General features: G+C 40.6%; 19 protein-coding genes and 1 other annotated feature. Of the genes, 8 read left to right on the top strand and 11 right to left on the bottom strand.

Going from position 1 to position 20940, the window contains the following annotated elements; translation table 11 throughout:
• Positions 1–75: 75 nt before the first annotated feature.
• The 4 genes from mbcS to JJ692_RS07745 form a co-directional block, all read right to left on the bottom strand.
• Positions 76–1656 carry an acyl-CoA synthetase MbcS gene (gene mbcS / locus JJ692_RS07760; protein WP_206534386.1) on the bottom strand — a complete coding sequence of 527 codons (1581 nt, stop codon included), beginning with the start codon at positions 1654–1656 and terminating at the stop codon, positions 76–78.
• 226 nt (positions 1657–1882) lie between these two features.
• Positions 1883–2095 (bottom strand): alpha/beta-type small acid-soluble spore protein, encoded by a 213-nt coding sequence (locus JJ692_RS07755; RefSeq protein ID WP_024424829.1) that lies wholly within the window; start codon positions 2093–2095, stop codon positions 1883–1885.
• 89 nt (positions 2096–2184) lie between these two features.
• Positions 2185–3390: a tRNA uracil 4-sulfurtransferase ThiI gene (gene thiI, locus JJ692_RS07750; protein ID WP_206534385.1), complete on the bottom strand. Its 1206-nt coding sequence runs from the start codon at positions 3388–3390 to the stop codon at positions 2185–2187.
• Positions 3391–3394: 4 nt separating this feature from the next.
• A complete protein-coding gene (locus JJ692_RS07745) occupies positions 3395–4537 on the bottom strand; it encodes a cysteine desulfurase family protein (RefSeq protein ID WP_044335693.1) in 1143 nt (380 codons plus the stop codon).
• Positions 4538–4743: 206 nt separating this feature from the next.
• Between JJ692_RS07745 and brnQ (JJ692_RS07740) the strand changes: the two genes are divergently transcribed.
• Entirely contained in the window at positions 4744–6087 is a 1344-nt protein-coding gene (brnQ, locus tag JJ692_RS07740; protein WP_024424832.1) for a branched-chain amino acid transport system II carrier protein, read from the top strand.
• 214 nt (positions 6088–6301) lie between these two features.
• Positions 6302–7645 (top strand): branched-chain amino acid transport system II carrier protein, encoded by a 1344-nt coding sequence (gene brnQ / locus JJ692_RS07735; RefSeq protein ID WP_073206996.1) that lies wholly within the window; start codon positions 6302–6304, stop codon positions 7643–7645.
• A gap of 40 nt (positions 7646–7685) precedes the next feature.
• Here brnQ (JJ692_RS07735) and ezrA read toward each other — a convergent pair whose 3' ends face one another.
• Positions 7686–9389 carry a septation ring formation regulator EzrA gene (gene ezrA, locus JJ692_RS07730; RefSeq protein ID WP_206534384.1) on the bottom strand — a complete coding sequence of 568 codons (1704 nt, stop codon included), beginning with the start codon at positions 9387–9389 and terminating at the stop codon, positions 7686–7688.
• A 340-nt stretch (positions 9390–9729) separates the two neighbouring features.
• On the opposite strand from ezrA, the gene hisJ reads away from it, so the two are divergent.
• Positions 9730–10545, top strand: a complete 816-nt coding sequence (gene hisJ, locus JJ692_RS07725; RefSeq protein ID WP_206534383.1) for a histidinol-phosphatase HisJ — start codon at positions 9730–9732, stop codon at positions 10543–10545.
• Here the strand turns inward: hisJ and refZ are convergent.
• Positions 10515–11180: a forespore capture DNA-binding protein RefZ gene (refZ, locus tag JJ692_RS07720; RefSeq protein ID WP_034624245.1), complete on the bottom strand. Its 666-nt coding sequence runs from the start codon at positions 11178–11180 to the stop codon at positions 10515–10517. The genes hisJ and refZ overlap by 31 nt on opposite strands.
• A gap of 126 nt (positions 11181–11306) precedes the next feature.
• Here refZ and JJ692_RS07715 point away from each other — a divergent pair, with 126 nt between their 5' ends.
• From JJ692_RS07715 to JJ692_RS07705, 3 genes are all read left to right on the top strand, one after another.
• Positions 11307–11804, top strand: coding sequence for a GAF domain-containing protein (locus JJ692_RS07715; protein ID WP_024424837.1), 498 nt, complete (start codon positions 11307–11309; stop codon positions 11802–11804).
• A gap of 303 nt (positions 11805–12107) precedes the next feature.
• A complete protein-coding gene (gene rpsD / locus JJ692_RS07710; protein WP_024424838.1) occupies positions 12108–12710 on the top strand; it encodes a 30S ribosomal protein S4 in 603 nt (200 codons plus the stop codon).
• 297 nt (positions 12711–13007) lie between these two features.
• Positions 13008–13568, top strand: a complete 561-nt coding sequence (locus JJ692_RS07705; RefSeq protein ID WP_206534382.1) for a hypothetical protein — start codon at positions 13008–13010, stop codon at positions 13566–13568.
• 26 nt (positions 13569–13594) lie between these two features.
• Here the strand turns inward: JJ692_RS07705 and JJ692_RS07700 are convergent, their stop codons facing one another.
• From JJ692_RS07700 to JJ692_RS07690, 3 genes are all read right to left on the bottom strand, one after another.
• Positions 13595–14161 (bottom strand): cysteine hydrolase family protein, encoded by a 567-nt coding sequence (locus JJ692_RS07700; RefSeq protein WP_103132354.1) that lies wholly within the window; start codon positions 14159–14161, stop codon positions 13595–13597.
• Between the two features lie 387 nt (positions 14162–14548).
• Positions 14549–15097 (bottom strand): hypothetical protein, encoded by a 549-nt coding sequence (locus tag JJ692_RS07695; protein WP_024424843.1) that lies wholly within the window; start codon positions 15095–15097, stop codon positions 14549–14551.
• Positions 15098–15494: 397 nt separating this feature from the next.
• Positions 15495–16136 carry an esterase/lipase family protein gene (locus JJ692_RS07690; RefSeq protein WP_024424844.1) on the bottom strand — a complete coding sequence of 214 codons (642 nt, stop codon included), beginning with the start codon at positions 16134–16136 and terminating at the stop codon, positions 15495–15497.
• A 207-nt stretch (positions 16137–16343) separates the two neighbouring features.
• Here JJ692_RS07690 and JJ692_RS07685 point away from each other — a divergent pair, with 207 nt between their 5' ends.
• Positions 16344–16700 (top strand): antibiotic biosynthesis monooxygenase family protein, encoded by a 357-nt coding sequence (locus tag JJ692_RS07685; protein WP_122631869.1) that lies wholly within the window; start codon positions 16344–16346, stop codon positions 16698–16700.
• A gap of 83 nt (positions 16701–16783) precedes the next feature.
• On the opposite strand, the gene tyrS is transcribed toward JJ692_RS07685, so the two are convergent.
• On the bottom strand, positions 16784–18052 hold the full coding sequence (gene tyrS, locus JJ692_RS07680) for a tyrosine--tRNA ligase (protein ID WP_025092286.1): 1269 nt from the start codon (positions 18050–18052) through the stop codon (positions 16784–16786).
• A 52-nt stretch (positions 18053–18104) separates the two neighbouring features.
• Positions 18105–18336 (bottom strand) — a binding site (T-box leader).
• 58 nt (positions 18337–18394) lie between these two features.
• On the bottom strand, positions 18395–20119 hold the full coding sequence (gene acsA / locus JJ692_RS07675) for an acetate--CoA ligase (RefSeq protein ID WP_024424847.1): 1725 nt from the start codon (positions 20117–20119) through the stop codon (positions 18395–18397).
• Between the two features lie 155 nt (positions 20120–20274).
• Here acsA and JJ692_RS07670 point away from each other — a divergent pair, with 155 nt between their 5' ends.
• Positions 20275–20907, top strand: a complete 633-nt coding sequence (locus JJ692_RS07670; RefSeq protein ID WP_024424848.1) for a GNAT family N-acetyltransferase — start codon at positions 20275–20277, stop codon at positions 20905–20907.
• The last annotated feature ends 33 nt before the right edge of the window (positions 20908–20940 follow it).

Below are 20940 nucleotides of genomic sequence, written 5' to 3'. Positions count from 1 at the left end.
CTGCTTTCAATGAATTTCATTTTCCGTACAAAAAAAGCGCCGGATGCTTCCATCCGAACGCTTCTCGCTTCTTTATTATTGACCTTTTCGTGCAAGCTCTCTTTCTCTCAGCTCTACACGGCGAATTTTCGCTGACGGTGTTTTTGGCAGTTCGTCAATGAATTCGATTTCTCTTGGGTATTTGTACGGTGCTGTTGTGTTTTTCACATGTGTTTGCAGCTCTTTGATCAGTTCATCACTTTGATCAGTTCCATCACGAAGGACAACGTAAGCTTTGACGATTGATCCTCTGATTTCATCTGGGCTCGCCACAACTGCACATTCCTTCACTGCTGGATGCTTAATCAGCGCATCTTCTACTTCAAACGGTCCAATTGTATAGCCTGAGCTGACAATGATGTCATCTCTGCGGCTTTCAAACCAGAAGTACCCATCTTCGTCTTTTTTCGCGCGGTCACCCGTAATAAAGTAATTGCCACGGCGCTGCGCTTTTGTACGCTCTTCGTCTTTATAGTATTCCTTAAATAAAGCCGGCGTTTCAAGATGGACCGCAATGTCACCAATTTCTCCAGGTGCGCAGACGTTTCCATCCTCATCAATGATATCTACTTCGTTGCCAGGGGTTGGTTTTCCCATACTGCCTGGTTTGATGTCCATTCCTTTTAACACCCCTACGAGCAGTGTGCTTTCAGTTTGGCCATAGCCGTCTCGTACTTCTATATCGAAATGCTTTTTGAATGTATCAATAACTTCACGGTTCAGCGGCTCTCCCGCAGAAACAGCACTATGCAGCTTCGGCAGCTCGTACTGACTTAAATCATCTACTTTTGCCATAAAGCGGTATTCTGTCGGTGTACAGCATAGGACATTGATTTCATTATTTTGAAGCAGCTCTAAGTATGTATTTGGATTGAATTTCCCTCCATATACAAAGCCTTCTGCTCCACTTCCTAACACAGATAAGAGGGGGCTCCACACCCATTTTTGCCAGCCTGGTCCTGCTGTCGCCCATACTTTATCTCCTTCATTAATGGAGAGCCATGCTTTGGCAGCTGTGCGTAAATGTGCATACGCCCATCCGTGTGTATGAACAACCCCTTTAGGGTTCCCTGTTGTACCTGATGTATAGGATAAAAACGCCATGTCTGTGCGCTTTGTCTCTGCCAATTCAAGCTCGTTTGATTGCTCTTCCTTTTGCGCTAGAATGTTTGTCCAGCCATGATCATTTTCGCCGATTGAGAATGTTTTAAAATCGTTTGGTTTTTTGGTTCCGTCGAACGATTGAATGAATGAAGAGTAGACGATCGCTCCTATTGCTTCTGCGTGTTCAATTCGGTAATCTAAATCTTTCGCACGCAGCATTTCAGAACAAGGAATCACGACCATTCCTGTTTTCAAAATTGCTAAATAAATGCTGTATGCCTCGAGCATGCGCGGCACCATCACAATGATTTTATCGCCTTTTTTGAAGCCTGCTTTTAATAAAACATGTCCGATTTTATTTGCCTCTTCCACTAATGCTGCATACGTCACATGTGCTTCGTGGCCATTGCCATCCTGCCAGTGCAGGGCCATTTTCTCCTTGTCATGACTGAACGCTTCAATCTCACTGACTAAGTTATATTGTTCTGGTGCAATTAAGTCTTCTCTTTTCATGGTACAGCTCCTTTTAGCCTCTTTCTTATGAAACGAAACATGTTTCAATTTACCTATTCTAACACTCATAACTGAAAAATGCTTGAATTAGGACCTACTCCTAGTATTATGCCATAATTTTTTAAATCCGTCTTCTTTTTTAAAAATATTCTAACTATTTATATGTACAAAAAGAAAAGAGCGGGAAGGATCCCGCTCATAAGCCATAGCTTTTAAATTGTGTGTCTTAGAAAGATCCGCCACCCATATGTTGTTGAGCGTAAGATACAAGACGCTTAGTAATTTCTCCACCAACTGATCCGTTAGCGCGAGATGTAGTTTCTGCACCAAGGTTTACACCAAATTCAGAAGCGATTTCGTACTTCATTTGGTCGATAGCTTGTGCAGCGCCTGGTACTAGTAATTGGTTAGAACTGCTTTGTCTGTTTTGTTGAGCCATGTGTTCTCACCTCCTTGTGAATATAGAATGTGTAGAAACACATGACTTCATGCGATTGATTTTATGGTAATTATTATGAAATTTTCGTTTTAGAATAAATCAGCGAATTCGTCTGCTGCTTTCTTTTCATTTGTCACAATAATTGTTTCAATTTGCTCTACTGCCTCGTTCAGCATCGGCTCAAAATCAGCAAAGCTTTCGTAGCGTTCTACCTTCTCAAGCTTTGGTTTTGTTTTAGGAGACGGCGGCGTAAAAATCGTACAGCAATCCTCGAAAGGCTGAATGCTTGTATCGTATGTGCCAATTCGTCTCGCTTCATCAATAATGTCATTTTTATCGACAGCAATGAGCGGGCGAATGATTGGTGTATTGGTCACATGGTTAATAGCATACATGCTTTCAAGTGTCTGGCTTGCCACTTGACCAAGGCTTTCTCCGGTAATAATCGCAAGGGCATCGCGCTTTTCTCTTATTTTGTCAGCTATTTTCAGCATCATTCTTCTTGTTGATGTCATCGTATAGTTTTCAGGTACTTGTTTATGAATCAGCTCTTGAATTTTTGTAAAAGGTACGATGTGAAGCTTCACTTTGCCTCCATATGCTGCCAGGCATTCTGCAAGATCAATGACCTTTTGTTTGGCACGTTCACTTGTATACGGCGGGCTAAAGAAATGCACAGCTTCAATTTCAATTCCGCGTTTCATCGCTTGATAGCCGGCAACTGGGCTGTCGAAGCCGCCTGAAAGCATGAGCATCGCTCTTCCGCTAGAACCGACCGGCAGGCCGCCTGCACCTTTGACATCTTTAAATGTAATGTACGTTGCTTGCTCTCTGATTTCGATACGTAAATGTACATCCGGCTGTTTCACATTGACTGTTAGGTTTTCCGTATTCCTTAGAACATGTCCGCCAATTTCGCGGTTCATTTCATTTGAATCAAGTTCAAATTGTTTATAAGAGCGTTTCGTTGAGACTTTAAATGTATTTCCTTGTTCATATACTTCCTGTAACGCTGTTAGTGCTGCTTCTTTAATCGCATCTAGATTCGTCTCACATTTAACCGCAAGACTAAAGCTCTGAATACCAAATACACTTTTGAGCTGTTCTGAAATCGGTTCAGGGTCTTCTCCGTTTAGCATAATCGTGATGCGGTCTCTATCAGATGCAAGTTTTAATGCTTCAAAATCCTTTAAGACGAACCGAATGTGCTTTCTTAGTTTTTCAATAAATTTCTTTCTATTCTTCCCTTTTGTTGAGATTTCACCAAAACGGACTAAAATATGATCATATTTCATGCTGTTATCTCATTCCTTTTAATTTTTTCACACTTTGTGCGATTGATGTGATGATTTGCGTTGCAAGCTCTGGTCCTTGTCCATACGTCAAGCTGATTCTCATACTGCTTTTGGCTACTTCCTCTGGTTTTCCCATTGCCAGCAGTACACGGCTTGGCTCTTTTTTCTTGGCTGAGCAGGCAGAGGTTGTAGAAACATATATGCCTTCTTTTTCAAGCATATGGAGGAGGACCTCAATTTGAATACCCGGTACTGAAAAATTCACAATGTGCGGCGCACTTTGCGCCCTCGGTGTATTCATCACAATACCTTCTATCTCTCCAAGCTGTTTTTGCAGCTGCGTTTTTAAGTTCAGCATCTCATTATGATACTTGTCAAGCTGTTCAAATGATTGTTTCATGGCTTTTGCTAAGCTGACAGCTCCAGCAGGGTTTTCAGTACCTGAACGAAGCCCTAATTCCTGCTCTCCTCCAGTAATGAAAGGGGCGAGAGTGACATCTTTCTTTAAAAAGAGTGCTCCTGTACCTTTTAATCCATGAATTTTATGGCCTGACATCGTCAAAAGGTCTACATCCAGCTGTTTATTGAGTGCGACCTTGCACATTCCCTGCACGCCGTCGACATGAAAAAGTGCGTTTTCGGCATGCTCACGAATGATGCCAGCGGCTTCTTCAATCGGCTGGATGGCACCGGTTTCGTTATTGACGTGCATCATGCTGACAAGCACTGTATCACGGCGAAGCACTTCTTTTAAATGAGTCATATCTGCATGGCCATGCTCATTTACTTGAATATAGGAGATGTCAAAGCCAAATAACGCCTTCAGCTGTTCAAACGATTCAATAACAGAAGGATGCTCTATTTCTGTGGTCACAATATGCTTGCCCCGGTTCATTTTGGCAAGTGCTGCTCCTTTAATGGCAATGTTATTCGCTTCTGTTGCACCAGAAGTAAAAATAATCTCATATTGTTTCAAGCCCGTGTAGTGAAGCATTTGTTTCCTCGTTTCATTTAACAGCCGGCTTGCATCTATCCCGAGCTGATGAAGTGAAGATGGATTTCCAAAATAACGCTCACTCACTTGCTGATATACTTGTAAAACATCTGGATAAGGTTTAGTTGTTGCACTATTATCAAGATAGATCATATTGTAACTCCTTACAAAAAGCTTAAAAAATAAATGCATTTATATGTTACCATAATGAAGTCAGACAGAGAATTTTCTGAAAATGGCAGTTGACAACTTTTCATTTTCACTATATCATCCATAGTGCAATTGTCACATAAACATTTAAATTGTCAGAATATTTTAATTTGACACACTACACTGATTGAGATTGAGGAGGGACTATTTTGAAAAATAGTTTAAGCATAAAAGAGACACTAGCCATTGGTCTAATGCTTTTTGCATTATTCTTCGGCGCAGGAAATATGATTTTCCCACCTGTTCTTGGACAATATGCTGGTGAGAATGTATGGCTCGCCATTGGTGGATTTTTACTCACAGGAGTAGGTCTTCCGCTTCTAGGGGTAATTGCAGTCGCACTGACAGGTACCGGTGCAAAAGGACTTGCTGATAAAGCTCATCCTAAATTTGGCACCATTTTCACCGTCATCCTGTATTTGTCCATTGGACCATTTTTCGCTATTCCGAGAACAGGTACGGTTTCGTATGAGATAGGATTAGCTCCTTTCCTGTCAAGTGCCCAATCTACTTCATGGGTACCGCTATTCATCTTTACCGTTGTGTTTTTCGCCATTTCATATCTGCTCGCGTTAAATCCTTCAAAGCTGGTTGATCGAATTGGTAAAATTTTAACACCGATCTTATTAACGGTTATTGCCATTATTGTCATTAAAGCCATTGCTACGCCAATGGGAATGATCGGTGCTCCTGATGCAACATATAAAGCAAACCCGCTCTTCACTGGCTTTTTAGAAGGCTATAAAACAATGGATGCTCTTGCTTCTATCGTTTTTGGGATCGTCGTGGTAACAGCTGTTAAAGACAGAGGCATTACGGAGCGTAAATCTCTTGCAGCAGCTTGTATTAAAGCAGGATTCGTGGCTGCTATTGGACTGGCACTCGTGTACATTTCACTTGCTTATGTCGGTGCTTCAAGCCCTGATGCGACGGGCATGGTTGGAGCCAATGAAGGTGGCAAGCTTCTTTCACTTTCTGCCAACTTTTTATTCGGTTCTGCTGGTAACATTGTTCTTGGCGCAGCCATTTTATTTGCTTGTTTAACGACGAGTGTTGGACTTATTTCATCTTGCGGGGAATATTTTTCAAAGCTTTTCCCTAGCTTTTCGTACCGTACAGTCGTTCTAATTGTTTCTTTATTTAGTACACTGGTTGCAAACCTTGGATTGGCACAAATTATTTCTCTATCTGTTCCAGTTCTTGTGACCATCTATCCATTGGCCATTGTCATTATTTTATTGTCATTCCTTGACCGCTGGATTAACGGTAGAAGACTCATTTATATCGTATCTCTCATCTTTACTGGTTTCTTCGCCATCATTGATGGATTATTAGCAGCCGAAGTCAATCTAGGGGGCTTCCCTAAGATTTTAGGTTCAATCGTTCCGTTTTACGATTTAGGGATTGGCTGGATCGTACCAGCTATTCTCGGAGCTGTGATTGGTTTACTTATTTCCATGTTTACCAATCCGCCGAAACAGCTCGCCTCCTAGTTATCGTGAACCAAAACATCCTCTTCTTCTGTGGAAGGGGATGTTTTTTTATTGTTCTTCATATACTAAAATAGAAAAATTCATGACTTTTGTACGAAAACACATGTTGACATCAGGCGTACATCCTTTATAATTAGTGAATGTTAATGATGAACGGTTACTTAGCAAGTAATTAACAGAATATTTCAACATAACAATGGAGGCTTTAAATGCAATGAAGGCAACTTTGTCGACGAAAGATACGATTATCATAGGTTTTATGCTGTTTGCTCTATTCTTCGGCGCCGGTAACATGATTTATCCACCAGAACTTGGACAATATGCTGGGCAAAATGTGTGGAAAGCAATGGGCGGATTTTTATTAACAGGCGTCGGTTTACCTCTTCTAGGGATTATTGCGATCGCTTTAACAGGTCGAGATGCGAAAGGATTAGCTGATAAAGCCCACCCGGCTTTTGGAACAGCGTTTACCGTCATTTTATATTTATCTATCGGGCCGCTTTTCGCTATTCCTCGTACAGGAACGGTTTCATATGAAATTGGTGCATTACCCTTTTTAGCAGGTGTACCAGCTTGGCTCTCACTTCTTGTATTCACACTTGTCTTTTTTGGTATTACTTATTATCTTGCTCTAAATCCAACGAAGATTGTGGATCGTGTAGGGAAAGTGTTAACACCGATTAAATTTACAATTATTTTCATTATTATTGTCAAAGCCATTCTAACGCCGATGGGCGTCATTGGCACACCTGATGTCTCTTACAGCAACGGGTCATTTTTCAAAGGATTTCTAGAGGGCTATAAAACCATGGACGCTCTTGCTTCTATTGTGTTTGGGGTCGTTGTCATCAACGCCATTAAAGGACGCGGTGTGACAAGTAAAAAGGCACTGGCTTCTGCTTGTATCAAAGCAGGTTTGATTGCAGCTGCTGGATTAGCCTTCGTTTACCTGTCACTTGCGTATCTAGGTGCTTCTAGTACACATGCCATTGGATTCGTTGGAGATGGAAGCAAAATCTTAGCACAGTCTTCTCAGTTCCTTTTCGGCAGTCTAGGAAATATTGTGTTAGGTGCTGCCATCACAGTCGCTTGTTTAACAACAAGTATCGGTCTTGTCACATCATGCGGAGAGTATTTCTCAAAGTTACTTCCTAAGCTTTCTTATAAAATGGTCGTGACACTTGTTACATTGTTTAGTTTCATTATTTCTAACTTTGGACTTGCTCATATTGTTGCTTTCTCTGTTCCAGTCTTAACAGCGATTTATCCGCTTGCGATTGTGATCATCGTTCTATCACTTGCTGATAAATGGCTTGGACATAGAAGACCTGTATATGTCCTCTCATTAATTTTGACAGGGTGCATCAGCTTATTTGACGGCTTAGCAGCAGCAAAACTTCCAATCGGTCCAGTAAAAGACTTCTTCCAAACAGTGCTCCCTTTTTATGACCATGGCATTGGCTGGCTTGTCCCTGCGATACTTGGAGTCGCAATTGGGTTCGTGATCTCCCTTTTCACTTCTTCTGCTTCAGAAGAACGCCAGAAACAGGCGTCATAATACAAAAAAGCTGAAGTCCTATCAATGGACTTCAGCTTTTTTATTGATGTTGATATTCTTTTTCTTGCTGAGCTAATAGCTTCTGAACGGCTCCAGGTGATGCTTTTTCAACAGCTGATGCTGCTACATCAAATGAACCGTTATAATCATACGCATAAAATCTTCGCTCTGCCTCTTTTAATTGTTCTGAAAGAATATGATTTTGGCTTCTAAAACGATTGCCGTATTGAATGATTCGTTCAATTTGATCCACTTTAGTGAGCATTTCTTCCGTCTCATCCACAACATGTCTCACTGTGTCAGAGGCTTCTTTTAATTGCTCATTCACGGCTGGCATGTTGAGCGGCAGGTTCTCCAGCTGCTCGTGCACTTGCTGAATCATCTCCTGCGCCTTTTCAGCCTGCTCTTTCATGTCAGCAGGTACACCTGGAATATTGCTTTTTTGCAGCTGACGCACTGTATCTGTCAGCATCGTTTTGAGCTCAGCCAGTGTTTCTCTCGCTTGCAGCTCTTCTTTTCTTAATGATTGAAGATGATCCTTAAATGTATCATGCAATGCTTTTGCATCATCGATAAAGGTCTCAAGCTGATTGATTTCATTCATTAATAGTGAATATGCGACATGATCACGATCAAGCTTCTCGCGAATTTGTTTCATGAGCTTTTCAATTTCTTCTAAGCGTTTTTCGAACGCCTTCTGTTGATCAAGCTCTCCGGCTGTCAGTTTGTAGCTTTCTTTTACAAGAGCTGTTTCTGCCTTTGTTTGGGTGTGATCCTGCTCTAGCTTTTCAAACGCTTCCGTCAGCTCAGGCATTTTGCTTTTGATTTCCTGACCTGCTTCTACTTCCGCTTCCAGCTGATCATACAACGTCTGAATGGCATCATCAATCATTTGCAAAATGCTTGATGCTTCATCCAGATTGAGTTCATCAATCAGTAGTTTTTCCGCACGGGTCAGCTGTTTGTTTAAATTCTCAAGCTCTTTAGTGATCTGGATGTGCTCGAGCTTGTAGCCTTTGTCTGTCATTTCTTTATATCCGTCTTTCAGCTTCGTCAGCTGGCCTGGTACGGTTTGTTTGCAGTCTGCAATAAGCTTCGGTACATCATTGATATACAGCTGAAGCTGATCGAGTCTGCGGTCTTGCTCAAGCAAAATCTTTCTTGCTTTCATGTAGTTGCCGTTTTCTGTCTCTTCCTCGTACTGCTTGATCCCTTCCCAGGCTTCATCTAAGTCCTGCTCCATTTTGTCATAAAGGGTGCCGTATAAATGACTGTACGCAAGCAGATTTTTTCGAACTGTTTGATATTGTTCTTTGACCTTTTCAATGTCCTTGCGATTTTGTTCCTCGCTTGTGACAAGGTCTGCAATCTCTTTTAAAATGTCTTCAATGTTCGAATCAGCAGCACTCAGCAAGTCCTCAATGTGCGTAAGAACCTGCTTGGCTTTGGAGAATCGATATTTATCAGAATACTCTTCTGCATCATATAATAGCTCCTCTACCTTTGGAAGATGGGCTGTGACGATATCGTCCCACTCTGCACGCCATCTTTCAAAAAATTGCTCTGTTTCTCCGGTCATTTTTAAATGTTTGATCTTTGAAATTTCTTCTACAATTGATCTGTTTAAAATTTCAATTTTCCATGCTTCCAATCGGTCAATCTCTTTATATATATTTTTTCGCAGGAAATAACCGACTGAAAACAAAGCAAGCAAAATGACAATTAAACCGATGATTAACTCCATAATGAGCCCCCTTGTTGTGATCTAAGTGATGTCAGGGTAAAAGTGTCCCGAGTAGACCTGAGAACCCTTTCGTGTCCGCTTTGCATTTGTTTTTTATAAGCAGGATCGTATGTTTTCCAATACCATCCATTCACGGTTTTATGTATGTTTTTTCAAGAAAGTATTTGTGTGCTTTCTATCATTTGATCACACGTATCAATGTGACCTGCTTTTATGTATGCGGAAGCTGTCGTTTTCATTGTTATTATGATACCATGTAACCAGCATTTTTGGTCATGATTTTTCATTATTTTCGCTGATAAACATCACGTTTTTCAAAATATCGACAAGAGGTGACGACATGCTGAAACAAGATGCACATCTACATACACCGTTTTGCCCGCACGGTTCGCTTGATTCTTTTCATTCTTATATTGAAAAAGCCATCAAAAAGGGATTTGATTCCATAACTTTTACCGAGCATGCCCCGCTGCCTCCATCGTTTCAAGATCCAACACCTGAGCAGGATAGTGCCATGAAGCTCCAAGACCTTGAAGCGTATATCACGAAACTGGCTCAGCTGAAACACGAATACAAAGGACAATTAATAGTAAAAACTGGGCTTGAGGTTGACTATATCAAAATGTATGAAGAGGAAACAAGAACCTTTTTAGACTGCTACGGTCCAGAACTAGACGACGCCATTTTATCTGTTCACTTTCTTCCTGCTGGCGATGATTATATTTGCCTTGATTTTGACGAGCATGCCTTCCAGCAGCTAATAAGCATCTATGGCAGCATCGAACAGGTCTATCAAAGCTACTATGACCAAATTCATTCTTCTATTCTATCATCTTTAGGCCAATATAAGCCAAAGAGAATCGGTCATATCACCCTTGTCCAGAAATTCAAACAGCTTTTTCCATATGAAATGTCACCTGAACTTTGTCAAAAGGTCACCCTTTGTCTTGAAGAAACGGCAAAAAAAGGCATGTCCTTAGATTTTAATACATCAGGTCTTCGTAAAACATATGCCAGAAGTATCTATTTAGATCAATGGATGATTGACCTTGCCAAAAAGAAAAAAATTCCGCTCATATTCGGCTCTGATGCCCATCAAGCGGAAGATCTCGGATATGCGTATGATCAATTCGAGGACATCATGAGGTTCAGATGAGAATCTAGTGCCGGCTCTTTTGGTTCTAACAGATGATGAAGCGAGCGGCTCAGCTCCTTAAAGTACATTTGATAGAAATACGGCTCACTTGGGTTCAAATAAAGCACCTCTGTTAAATATTGCGGCTGTAAATATGGCATCATGAGAAGTGATTTTAGCTGAATCATAAAGGATGCGAGTGACAGCTGCTCACAAATGACATGGGTGCTTTTTCCTTTTTCAATGATAAGCTGAAACAAATATTTTTCTTTAGTTAAATATGTCGACATGATTTCTCTGATGAGTGTCGAATCAATCGTCACCTCCCGATAAACGAAACGGGTTAATTGACGGTGCTTGTGCTGATAAGATAAAATATCAAAAACCACATGTAGTAAACATTCTTTTGCATGACGGGTTTCCATGTGATGGAGATGTGATTCAATCATGTGAATGTAGCCTTCATAAAAATCGGATACGAGCTGCTCAAGCAGCCCTCCTTTTCCTTGAAAGTAATAAGAAATGTGGGCAACGTTGACGTTTGCTTCCTTCGCAATCTCACGGACAGAGGTTCCAGAAAATCCTTTTTGGTTAAAAAGTCTGATGGCAGCATCCATAATACGGTCTTTTGTCTGCACAGTTGTTGATGTTTTCATCCGCTCACCCCTCTTCATGTGTACATACTTCAAGATGAAGGCGGAAGTTCCTTTTACAATTGCTCGACAAATCCCACATGCGAGACGCAAGTTATGTATTTTTAAGATAGAAAGTAGGAGATTTTCATGTTTCATGTCGAAAAACAGTCTGGCGATCCTTCAAAAGACTATCAATTGCTTGTCAAACAGGTAGAAGCCATTACAGATGGTGAACCTGATCTGATTGCCAACTTGGCAAATGCAGCTGCGCTACTCTATCACTCACTTCCTGAAGTCAATTGGGCAGGGTTTTATTTAGCAAAGGGCGGCGAGCTTGTGCTTGGACCATTTAACGGACTGCCTGCATGTGTGCGCATCCCTTCAGGAAAAGGCGTTTGCGGTACAGCCTTTGCGACAGGTGAAGTGCAGCGTATCGCTGATGTCCATGCATTCCCTGGACATATTGCCTGTGATGCCGCATCGCAATCTGAAATAGTCATTCCACTCAAGGTCAATGGACAGATCATTGGGGTACTCGATATTGACAGCCCTGTGAAAGACCGCTTCAGTGAAGTAGATGAGACCTACCTTATTCAATTTACAGACATTCTCCAACAGGCGTTATCCGTCTCTACGGATGCGTAATCATTTTGAAAAAGCAGGCACATTGTCTGCTTTTTTATGTTTCTTTGTATAATGGAGAACGTCACCTTTGCCTCTAAATAGGTTGACTTCTCCTACCCAGCGTCATATAATAGAGTTTGTGTGAAATATGGCAGCCTTTTTGTTCGGCTTTTTTGTATCATTTTGTTCCTTCTATATTATGAAGGTGCATCTTGTAACTCCCTGCTGCTGGAGCGAGGATGCATGAAAACATAATGACGAAAAAGAGGAAGAACAGACGGTTTTTATTTTTCACAAATAAAAACAATAAGGAGGAGTCACATTATGGCTCGCTATACAGGTCCAAGTTGGAAGATTTCCCGCCGTTTAGGCATTTCATTAAGCGGAACAGGTAAGGAACTTGAAAAACGCCCTTACGCTCCAGGCCCACATGGTCCAGGACAACGCAAAAAACTATCTGAATACGGTTTACAATTACAAGAGAAGCAAAAGCTTCGTCACATGTACGGTGTCAACGAACGTCAATTCCGTACACTATATGACAAAGCTGCTAAACTTCCTGGTAAACAAGGTGAAAACTTCATGATCCTTCTTGAAACTCGCCTTGACAACCTAGTATACCGTCTTGGCCTTGCTCGTACTCGCCGCCAAGCGCGTCAGCTAGTAAACCATGGTCACATCCTTGTTGATGGAAGCCGTGTAGACATCCCATCTTTCTCTGTGAAACCAGGTCAAACGATTGCTCTTCGTGAGAAATCTCAAAACCTTGCAGTAGTGAAAGAATCAGTTGAAGTAAACAACTTCGTTCCTGAATACCTTTCTTTCGATGCTGAAAAGCTTGAAGGAACTTTCACTCGTCTTCCAGAGCGTTCTGAATTAGCGCCTGAAATCAGCGAACAACTAATCGTTGAGTTCTACTCTCGTTAATTTCATTACTTCTCTAAGAGAGAGCAAACAAACCCTAGATCCCTTGATTGTTCAAGGATTTCTAGGGTTTTTTTGTATGTTCTCAATTATACATGAAATCATTTGAAGTCATCTTCCATTTTCAACACTTATTTTCCCCGGCTGCCTGCTCCATTCTTACTTCGATCAAACCTGTCTTGATTTTTAAATACAAATATAGGAAATAATTCATTGAATTGCCTATTTTCTATTGGTACAATAATGATGAATGACATATCAGTCGTATGGTCTTCTATAGTACTTAGATGGAGGAGTTCCATGTTTAGTATCATAATCATTCTATTCTTACTTTTAATCTTATCAGTGATCGCCTATTCTCTTTTAAGAAAAAAACAGGTTATCGATGAGCCGCCCAATAGATTTGCTGCATGTCTGTTTATCTTCCTGCTCTTTTTTTCTATCTGCTTTGTGATTGCGGTTCCAAGTGTATTGCTATACATCACTGTTTTAGGCGTGAATTTTCTTTTTGGAGAAACCATCACGTATGATTCGTTTTTTTCTTTGATCTCTTTCTCTTTGTTCGTGAGTGTTATCGTCGTTTTTTGGTCACCTGTCCTTCTATTCATAGGAAAAGGACTGGCTTATCTCCTTAAACTTCCTGTATGGCTCACTTATGCTTTGGAATGGGTGAGTTCTTGGATCGTTTTACATCTCTCCATCAAGTATGTCCTTTACTTAAACTTTATGAATGTATCGATAGGGGATGACGGCGTATTGATTTTATCATTCTTTGTCAGTTTTTTATTTATTGAGATTGATCTCGTTTACTCACGTAAGAAACAACGAAAACAATCGCTTAATACGCAAAAAAGCTCCTAGATATCTTTCTAGGAGCTTTCAATCGTTCATTCTTGACTTGTCCATTTTGTGATAAGCTGCTCTGTTGTCATAACAGTCGCAAATTCATCATGCAGGGTTGCAAGTGAAAGCCGGTGGATCGTTTCTGGGTCAAAATATGTACCGTTTTGATCTGTTAGTCCAAAGGCGGCTGTTGCATCTGAGATCAAGTACGTATCAAAGCCAAGATTTCCGCTCATTCTTGTGGTCGTTGATACGCAGTGAGGCGTTGTGAGTCCTGCAATTACGACCGTGTCAATCTGGTTGGATCTTAGATGTTCCTCTAAGTTAGTACCAATAAAGCTGCTGTTGACTTTCTTTTGTATTACTGTTTCTCCCTCTAGCGGGTTAGCCATATCTTTGAAAAGGTGCCCTTCATTTGCCGGATGAAATACAGAGTTCGGTTTGTCGGATGTATGCTGAATATGAATCACTTTCCAGCCTTTCTCTCGCCAAAACGTCAATAGCCGGCTGATATTTTCCTCTGCCTCTAGGTTATTGCGTTCTCCCCACTTTTCATGCTCGAACGCTTTTTGTACATCTACAATGATGAAAGCCTTTTGATTCGTTTTCACAAACGCCCACCTCCGAATATTCACATTCACTACATGTAGTGTAAGGAATAGCGGACGTTTTGTACATGTTTTTATTAAATTGAAAAAAGAACCTAGAAGTCATTTGCAGACTTACCAGCTTCTTTTTCAATGAATTTAATTTATTCTATTAGCATCTTTAAATTTGGAACGAAGTAAAAAACAAAAAATACACTGACAATTATATAATATATTCCAATGATTGATGTACTGTTAGAAAAAACATCAAATAGTTTATCTGATTTGACCATAAACATCCATATGAAATAGATGATGAAAAAAGATAAAGGAAAATAAAGGAAATAACCTAAGAAATATAACTTTAGTTTTTGCATCATTGTCTTCCTCCTATTATATTAAGCCGGTTAATTATGCCCATGGACCTCTTCCCTCCATGCATTTAGCTGAATACCAAGTAAGGAAGGCTACTAAACCGATAACATTTCCCCCAATGCCAATCTTCAATAAAAGCTTAGCAGCTTCTTTATAAGCCTTCTTTTCAAGATAGCTCCAAAGACCACCAGTTAAAGCCACTTCTATCATTGCCACCCCAAAATGATCCTTTAATGAATCAATCATACAATCGCCCCAAGTTCCTTTAGCATCCTGAGTTTTTAAATCTGAAGACTTTTCTAATTGAATTCCACTTTGTTTTATTTCATTTTCTAAGATTGTAAATTCTTTTGTATCTCCAAATCTCTCTCTTAATTTTTCAAAATTAAAGCCAACCAACTGATTATTTTGATCATATATACTAGCTGTCTCCATTAAAAATTTTAAATCTTTAGCCAGTAAATTCACACTTTCTTCATTAGAGTTTGATTTGGCAGCTGCGATTGGTGAAGCAATAACGGAAAAACCCAAAAATAATGCTATCATAATAAAAGTTGTTTTTTTAAAGAATAATTTGTTTCTCATTATATCCCCCTTGAAATGCAATATTTAAAAATCTATATGTAATCTAAGGAGTGAACTTCTTAGATGAAACATTCGCTTCCCCCCTAACATCTACATACTATAACATCCTTTTCCATTCATTTATTGAGATAAAAGTTTTATTCTATAATGTATTATTTTCATATTTATATGCTCATACTAAAATTAAACCAATCAGCAAGTATAGAGCACCTCGTACATATTATTTATTAAACATACTAGTTATTAATCACTAGTCAAAACAACTACTATTATAATGATATTGTTATTACAAAGCGGGACTTTAATCTCCCTCTAGATTCATATTAAATATAAAAAACAATCTTTTTTCACCGTTAACAAAAAAAAGACAGCATATGCCGCTGTCTTTTTCGTTTTTTTAATTCGTATTCTGTCCTCCGCCGTTCAGTCCTTCTTTAATATACCCTTTCACTTGGCTTGAGGTTAATAGACCGATATGGCCAACGCCATGGATCAGAACGTTTCTTGCGCCAATTAAACGAGAGAGGCTGTTGACGACGATGAGATCAGCTGAGCTGTAGACGGATGTGTAAAGAATTTTTTGATTTGGATCTGTGCCTGGTAATGCTCTGCTTGAAACGAGTCCGTTTGCTCCACCAATTGTGACAACGTTTTCAATTTTATCGCCGCCATCTAGATTCTTAATATAGTATAATGTGTTCGCTCCGCCCATACTATGAGCCACAATATCTACTTTTTTGGCACCCGTTTTATCTAACACATCTTTGACGAATCTGGATAGACGCGGACCATTGTTGCGGTTATTTCCTGTTTTGTCTATGAAATCGATAGCATACAATTGGTTTCGATCCCAGCCTTGTGTGGCCAAATAACTTTTAATAGAAAAAAAGTTATAAGAGGCACCGCCAATGCCGTGTACCATCACAACCGGATTATGCTCAGCCGCCTTCACCTCTTTCGGCTGGATAAAAGCCATTGAACCAATCACCAATGCAAGCGCAATGAGAATTTGCAAACTCCTTTTCTTAACAAACATCACTTTCATTCCCCCTTATTCATCTTATACGACTCTATTTTATACAAGAAAAATATGTCAGAAAAGTGAACAAGGTAATGTTTATGAGATGATTTTACAAAAATATAAATAATCAAAAAGCACCTTGGACTTTTTTAAATTCAAACAAAAAGACTACGAGACCTTCTTTCTTTCATATATAATATCAATAGACTAAGGAGGTTCTACTAGATGCTATTTACTCAAACACCTGCACCACCCTATTATGCCGTGATTTTCACATCAAAACGAACAAATGTCGAACAGAAACAATACGATGCGGCTGCTCAAAAAATGGAAGAATTAGCGAAAGATCTAGATGGATTTCTTGGAATAGAAAGTGTACGAGATGAACATGGTGTTGGAATCACTGTCTCTTACTGGGATTCATTAGAAGCCATCAAAGAATGGAAAGCACATACAGCACATCAGCGTGTTCAAAAAAAGGGGAAAAAAGATTGGTATGAATCCTATACAACCCGAATTTGTAAGGTAGAACATGCTTATACAAACAAAGATTCACACCTTGAACAAGAAGCAGACGAATGAGCTACTTCTACATAAAAAAGAAAAACACCTCAATGTATACGAACATTTGAGGTGCTTTTCCATGATGCTTACTGTTTCATACTTTATTTATACGTTACGAGGAAGTATTTCTTTTTCCCTCTTCTTAAAACGGTAAATTGGTTTTCAATTCGGTCGTCAGCGGAAAGAACATAATCTTTATCCGTTTGTCTCTCTCCGTTAATGGAGACAGCACCATTTGTGATATCTTCACGTGCTTGACGCTTTGATGGAGACAGCTTTGATTCCACAAGGATATCGACTAGTGTTAATTCTTCTGTGCTGCTTTTCTCCATTGATGGAACATCCTTAAAGCCTACTTTCACTTCTTCAGCTGTAAGAGATTTGATCTCACCTTTAAATAGCGCATTTGAGATGTTAACAGCCTGTTCTAGTGATTCACGGCCATGTACAAGTGTTGTCACTTCCTCTGCTAAACGGCGCTGCGCTTCACGCTTTTCAGGTGCTGTTTGCACTTTTTCTTCGTACGATGCGATCTCTTCTTTTGATAAGAACGTAAAGTATTTTAAGTATTTCACGACATCACGGTCATCTGTGTTGATCCAGAATTGGTAGAACTCGTATGGAGACGTTTTTTCTTTATCTAACCAGATGGCGCCGCCTTCTGTTTTACCAAACTTTGTGCCGTCTGCTTTTGTGACAAGCGGCATCGTCAGACCAAATGCTTTTGCCCCTTCTGCTTCAGACTTACGGATCAGCTCAAGTCCAGATGTGATATTTCCCCACTGGTCACTTCCGCCGATTTGCAGCTTACAATTTTCATTTCTGTAAAGATTTAAGAAGTCTAAAGACTGCAGGATGACGTAGCTGAATTCTGTGTAAGAAATCCCTGTTTCGATACGTGAGCTCACGATATCTTTTGCCAGCATGAAGTTTACACCAAAGTTCTTTCCAACATCACGAAGGAACGTGATGACATTCATTTGGCTGATCCAGTCGTAGTTATTCACGATAACGGCTGGATTCTCCCCTGCTTCAAAATCAAGAAATTGAGACAGCTGTCCTTTGATTTTTTCTGACCACTGTTCGACGATTTCTGCTGGGTTGAGTGAACGTTCTGCTTTTTTGAAGCTAGGGTCGCCGATTAGTCCAGTTGCGCCGCCAACAAGAGCAATCGGATGATGACCTGCTTCTTGGAATCTGCGTAATGTTAAAATTGGCAATAGATGACCAATGTGTAAGCTGTCAGCTGTCGGATCAAAGCCGGAGTATAGTTTGATTTTTTCTTCTGCTAATAATTTTGTTAAACCTTCTTCATCTGTTTGCTGCTGAATTAATCCTCTGAACGATAGCTCTTCCATCAATTGACTCATTTTCAAATCTCCTTTTTTTACAATTCAACAAAAAAACGCCCCTTCGAATGAACGAAGGGACGATATATATCGCGGTACCACCCTGCTTAAAAGACAAAAAATCTCGTCTTTTCACTTACACTGATAACGGACAGATCCGTTCTTTCACTAATCAGGGCATGCTCCTTTTCGTAAAAGCGGTTCGTGAGGGTAATTCGAATATCTCTTTGTACTGACTCGCACCAGCCGTCAGCTCTCTTCAACAGGGAAAGATCATTCTACTGAATCTCAGTCAAAACCTTTTCATATTCAACTAATGTCATTTTTAACACACTTTTGATATCAAGTCAACTGATGAAAAAATTAATCTTCCATTGTCGAAAGGTCGCCAGCAGGTAAATTCAGCTCCCACGCCTTTAGCACACGTCTCATAATTTTTCCGCTTCTCGTTTTCGGCAGTTTGTCTTTAAACTCAATTTCTCGCGGTGCCGCATGTGCTGCGAGTCCTTTTTTCACAAATGTACGAATCTCTTCTTTCAGCTCATCTGTCGGCTCATATCCGCTTCTAAGCGCTATAAATGCTTTAATAATTTCACCGCGGACCGGATCTGGCTTTCCAATGACACCAGCCTCCGCAATAGCTGGATGTTCGACCAGTTTACTTTCCACCTCAAATGGACCGACCCGCTCTCCTGACGTCATGATGACATCATCGACACGTCCCTGGAACCAAAAGTATCCGTCTTCGTCCATATAAGCTGAATCTCCTGAAACATACCAATCTCCCGGCATAAAGTAAGATTCATATTTTTCAGGATTGTTCCAGATCGTATACATCATAGAAGGCCAGCCTTTTTTAATCGCAAGGTTGCCCATCCGGTATGGCGGAAGTTCATTTCCTGCATTATCGACAATTGCCGCTTCTACGCCTGGAATTGGTTTTCCCATCGAGCCTGGCTTGATGTCCATGCATGGATAATTACAAATCAGCTGGGCACCGGTTTCTGTCATCCACCAAGTGTCGTGAATTCGCTTGCCAAAAACAGCATCTCCCCAGCGGATGACTTCTGGATTAAGCGGCTCTCCCACACTTAAAACATGACGGAGCGAGCTGAGGTCATATTTTTGAATGAGATCATCCCCTGCCCCCATGAGCATTCTAAAGGCTGTCGGGGCACTGTACCAAACGGTTACACCGAGTGATTCAATGGTTTCATACCACGTATCAGGATTAAACCGGCCGCCTAAAATCACATTCGTCGCCCCATTTAACCACGGTGAAAAAATACCGTACACTGTGCCTGTAACCCAGCCTGGATCAGCTGTACACCAGTAAACGTCATCTTCTTTCAAGTCAAGCACCCATTTACCAGTCTGGCCTTGCTGGACCATTGCACCATGGACATGAAGCACACCTTTTGGCGTACCAGTAGATCCTGATGTGTAATGAAGCAGGAAGCCGTCTTTTTCATCCATCCATTCAATCTCAAGCTCCTTTGCTGCCTCCTCAAACGCCTTTTCATAGTGAATTGTCCGCACACCATCGACGTCTTCGTTTTCACCGCCGACAATGACGACAGATTCAAGCTTCGGAAGCTCTGCAAATGGAATTCGCTCAAGCAGATCAGGTGTTGTCACGATTACCTTTGCCTCGCTATTCTCTAAACGGTCTTTGACAGCACCTTCCATAAATGCCTCAAATAACGGTCCAACGATCGCTCCAATTTTAACTGCACCAAGCAGAAGAAAATAGAGCTCAGGTGATCTTGGCATAAAGATAAACACGCGATCCCCTTTTTCTACATGTGCCTTTTCTCTGAATAGATTTCCCGCTTTATTTGTGTTGATTTTCATATCCCTGAACGTATACTTTTCATCCCGCTGTGAATCTTTGTAGTGAAGCGCCACCTTGTTCTGACGAAACGAGTCCGCATGTCTGTCAATCGCTTCATAGGCTGCATTTATTTTTCCTGTTTCATACCAGGAGAAGTTTTTTCTAGCTTCCTCCCATGAAAAATCTTTGTATGCCTGCTCATAATCATTTAAATGATAATCCCCTTTTACTGATGGTAGCGTTTCCAATTTCATCAAACAGTCCCCCTTTGCATACGTTTACAATGACCATTATAGTATAGATGACTTTTTTTCTCAATTTTTAAAAAACTTCTGATGAAACCGTTTTAATTATTGCAAGATTTAAGATAGAATAGAGACGACTCACTAGAATTAGGGGCGGTGGATACGTGGAGCATCCTAAAACTTATTATTCAAAAACCATTGAGCGAGAAACAGGTTCCATCCTGATTGAAGGACCGGTACCTGCATCAGAGCTTGCGAACTATACGTTTCATGAAGGACTAACGGCATTTCGCACGCCTGAGGAACAGAAACAAGCACTTGTTGAAATAGCAGATCTTCCAGAAGGACGTATTATCATTGCAAGAGCGAATGAGCTTGTCGTAGGCTATGTCACGTATTTGTATCCTGATCCACTTGAGCGCTGGTCAGAGGGCAAAATGGACAATTTAATTGAGCTTGGCGCGATTGAGGTCGCTCCTCCATTTAGAGGATGCTCACTTGGCAAGCATTTGCTTGATGTGAGCATGATGGATGAGCAAATGGAGAATTACATCATCATTACAACTGAATATTACTGGCATTGGGATTTAAAGGGGACAAAGAAAAACGTTTGGGAGTACCGCAAAATGATGGAGAAAATGATGAACGCAGGCGGTCTTGTCTGGTTTGCAACAGACGAGCCAGAGATTAGCTCACATCCAGCCAATTGTTTAATGGCGAGAATTGGGAAACATGTGAGTCCTGATTCGATCGAGCGTTTCGATCGTCTTCGCTTCCATCAGCGCTTTATGTATTAACGTTCAATTCGTTTTTTTGGCAAAGGGGATTGG

It is taken from the genome of Bacillus sp. 3a, assembly GCF_017161885.1.
Lineage (GTDB): Bacteria > Bacillota > Bacilli > Bacillales > Bacillaceae > Bacillus > Bacillus safensis.
Note: the sequence above shows the minus strand (reverse complement) of the source record. Positions and strands in the feature narration are given on the sequence as shown.

What these genes read in the sequence shown, in the direction of transcription:
- mbcS (WP_206534386.1), bottom strand. Translation starts at nt 1,656, where the DNA reads ATGAAAAGAGAAGACTTAATTGCACCAGAACAATATAACTTAGTCAGT.
- JJ692_RS07755 (WP_024424829.1), bottom strand. Translation starts at nt 2,095, where the DNA reads ATGGCTCAACAAAACAGACAAAGCAGTTCTAACCAATTACTAGTACCA.
- thiI (WP_206534385.1), bottom strand. Translation starts at nt 3,390, where the DNA reads ATGAAATATGATCATATTTTAGTCCGTTTTGGTGAAATCTCAACAAAA.
- JJ692_RS07745 (WP_044335693.1), bottom strand. Translation starts at nt 4,537, where the DNA reads ATGATCTATCTTGATAATAGTGCAACAACTAAACCTTATCCAGATGTT.
- brnQ (WP_073206996.1), top strand. Translation starts at nt 6,302, where the DNA reads ATGAAGGCAACTTTGTCGACGAAAGATACGATTATCATAGGTTTTATG.
- ezrA (WP_206534384.1), bottom strand. Translation starts at nt 9,389, where the DNA reads ATGGAGTTAATCATCGGTTTAATTGTCATTTTGCTTGCTTTGTTTTCA.
- hisJ (WP_206534383.1), top strand. Translation starts at nt 9,730, where the DNA reads ATGCTGAAACAAGATGCACATCTACATACACCGTTTTGCCCGCACGGT.
- refZ (WP_034624245.1), bottom strand. Translation starts at nt 11,180, where the DNA reads ATGAAAACATCAACAACTGTGCAGACAAAAGACCGTATTATGGATGCT.
- JJ692_RS07715 (WP_024424837.1), top strand. Translation starts at nt 11,307, where the DNA reads ATGTTTCATGTCGAAAAACAGTCTGGCGATCCTTCAAAAGACTATCAA.
- rpsD (WP_024424838.1), top strand. Translation starts at nt 12,108, where the DNA reads ATGGCTCGCTATACAGGTCCAAGTTGGAAGATTTCCCGCCGTTTAGGC.
- JJ692_RS07705 (WP_206534382.1), top strand. Translation starts at nt 13,008, where the DNA reads ATGTTTAGTATCATAATCATTCTATTCTTACTTTTAATCTTATCAGTG.
- JJ692_RS07695 (WP_024424843.1), bottom strand. Translation starts at nt 15,097, where the DNA reads ATGAGAAACAAATTATTCTTTAAAAAAACAACTTTTATTATGATAGCA.
- JJ692_RS07685 (WP_122631869.1), top strand. Translation starts at nt 16,344, where the DNA reads ATGCTATTTACTCAAACACCTGCACCACCCTATTATGCCGTGATTTTC.
- tyrS (WP_025092286.1), bottom strand. Translation starts at nt 18,052, where the DNA reads ATGAGTCAATTGATGGAAGAGCTATCGTTCAGAGGATTAATTCAGCAG.
- acsA (WP_024424847.1), bottom strand. Translation starts at nt 20,119, where the DNA reads ATGAAATTGGAAACGCTACCATCAGTAAAAGGGGATTATCATTTAAAT.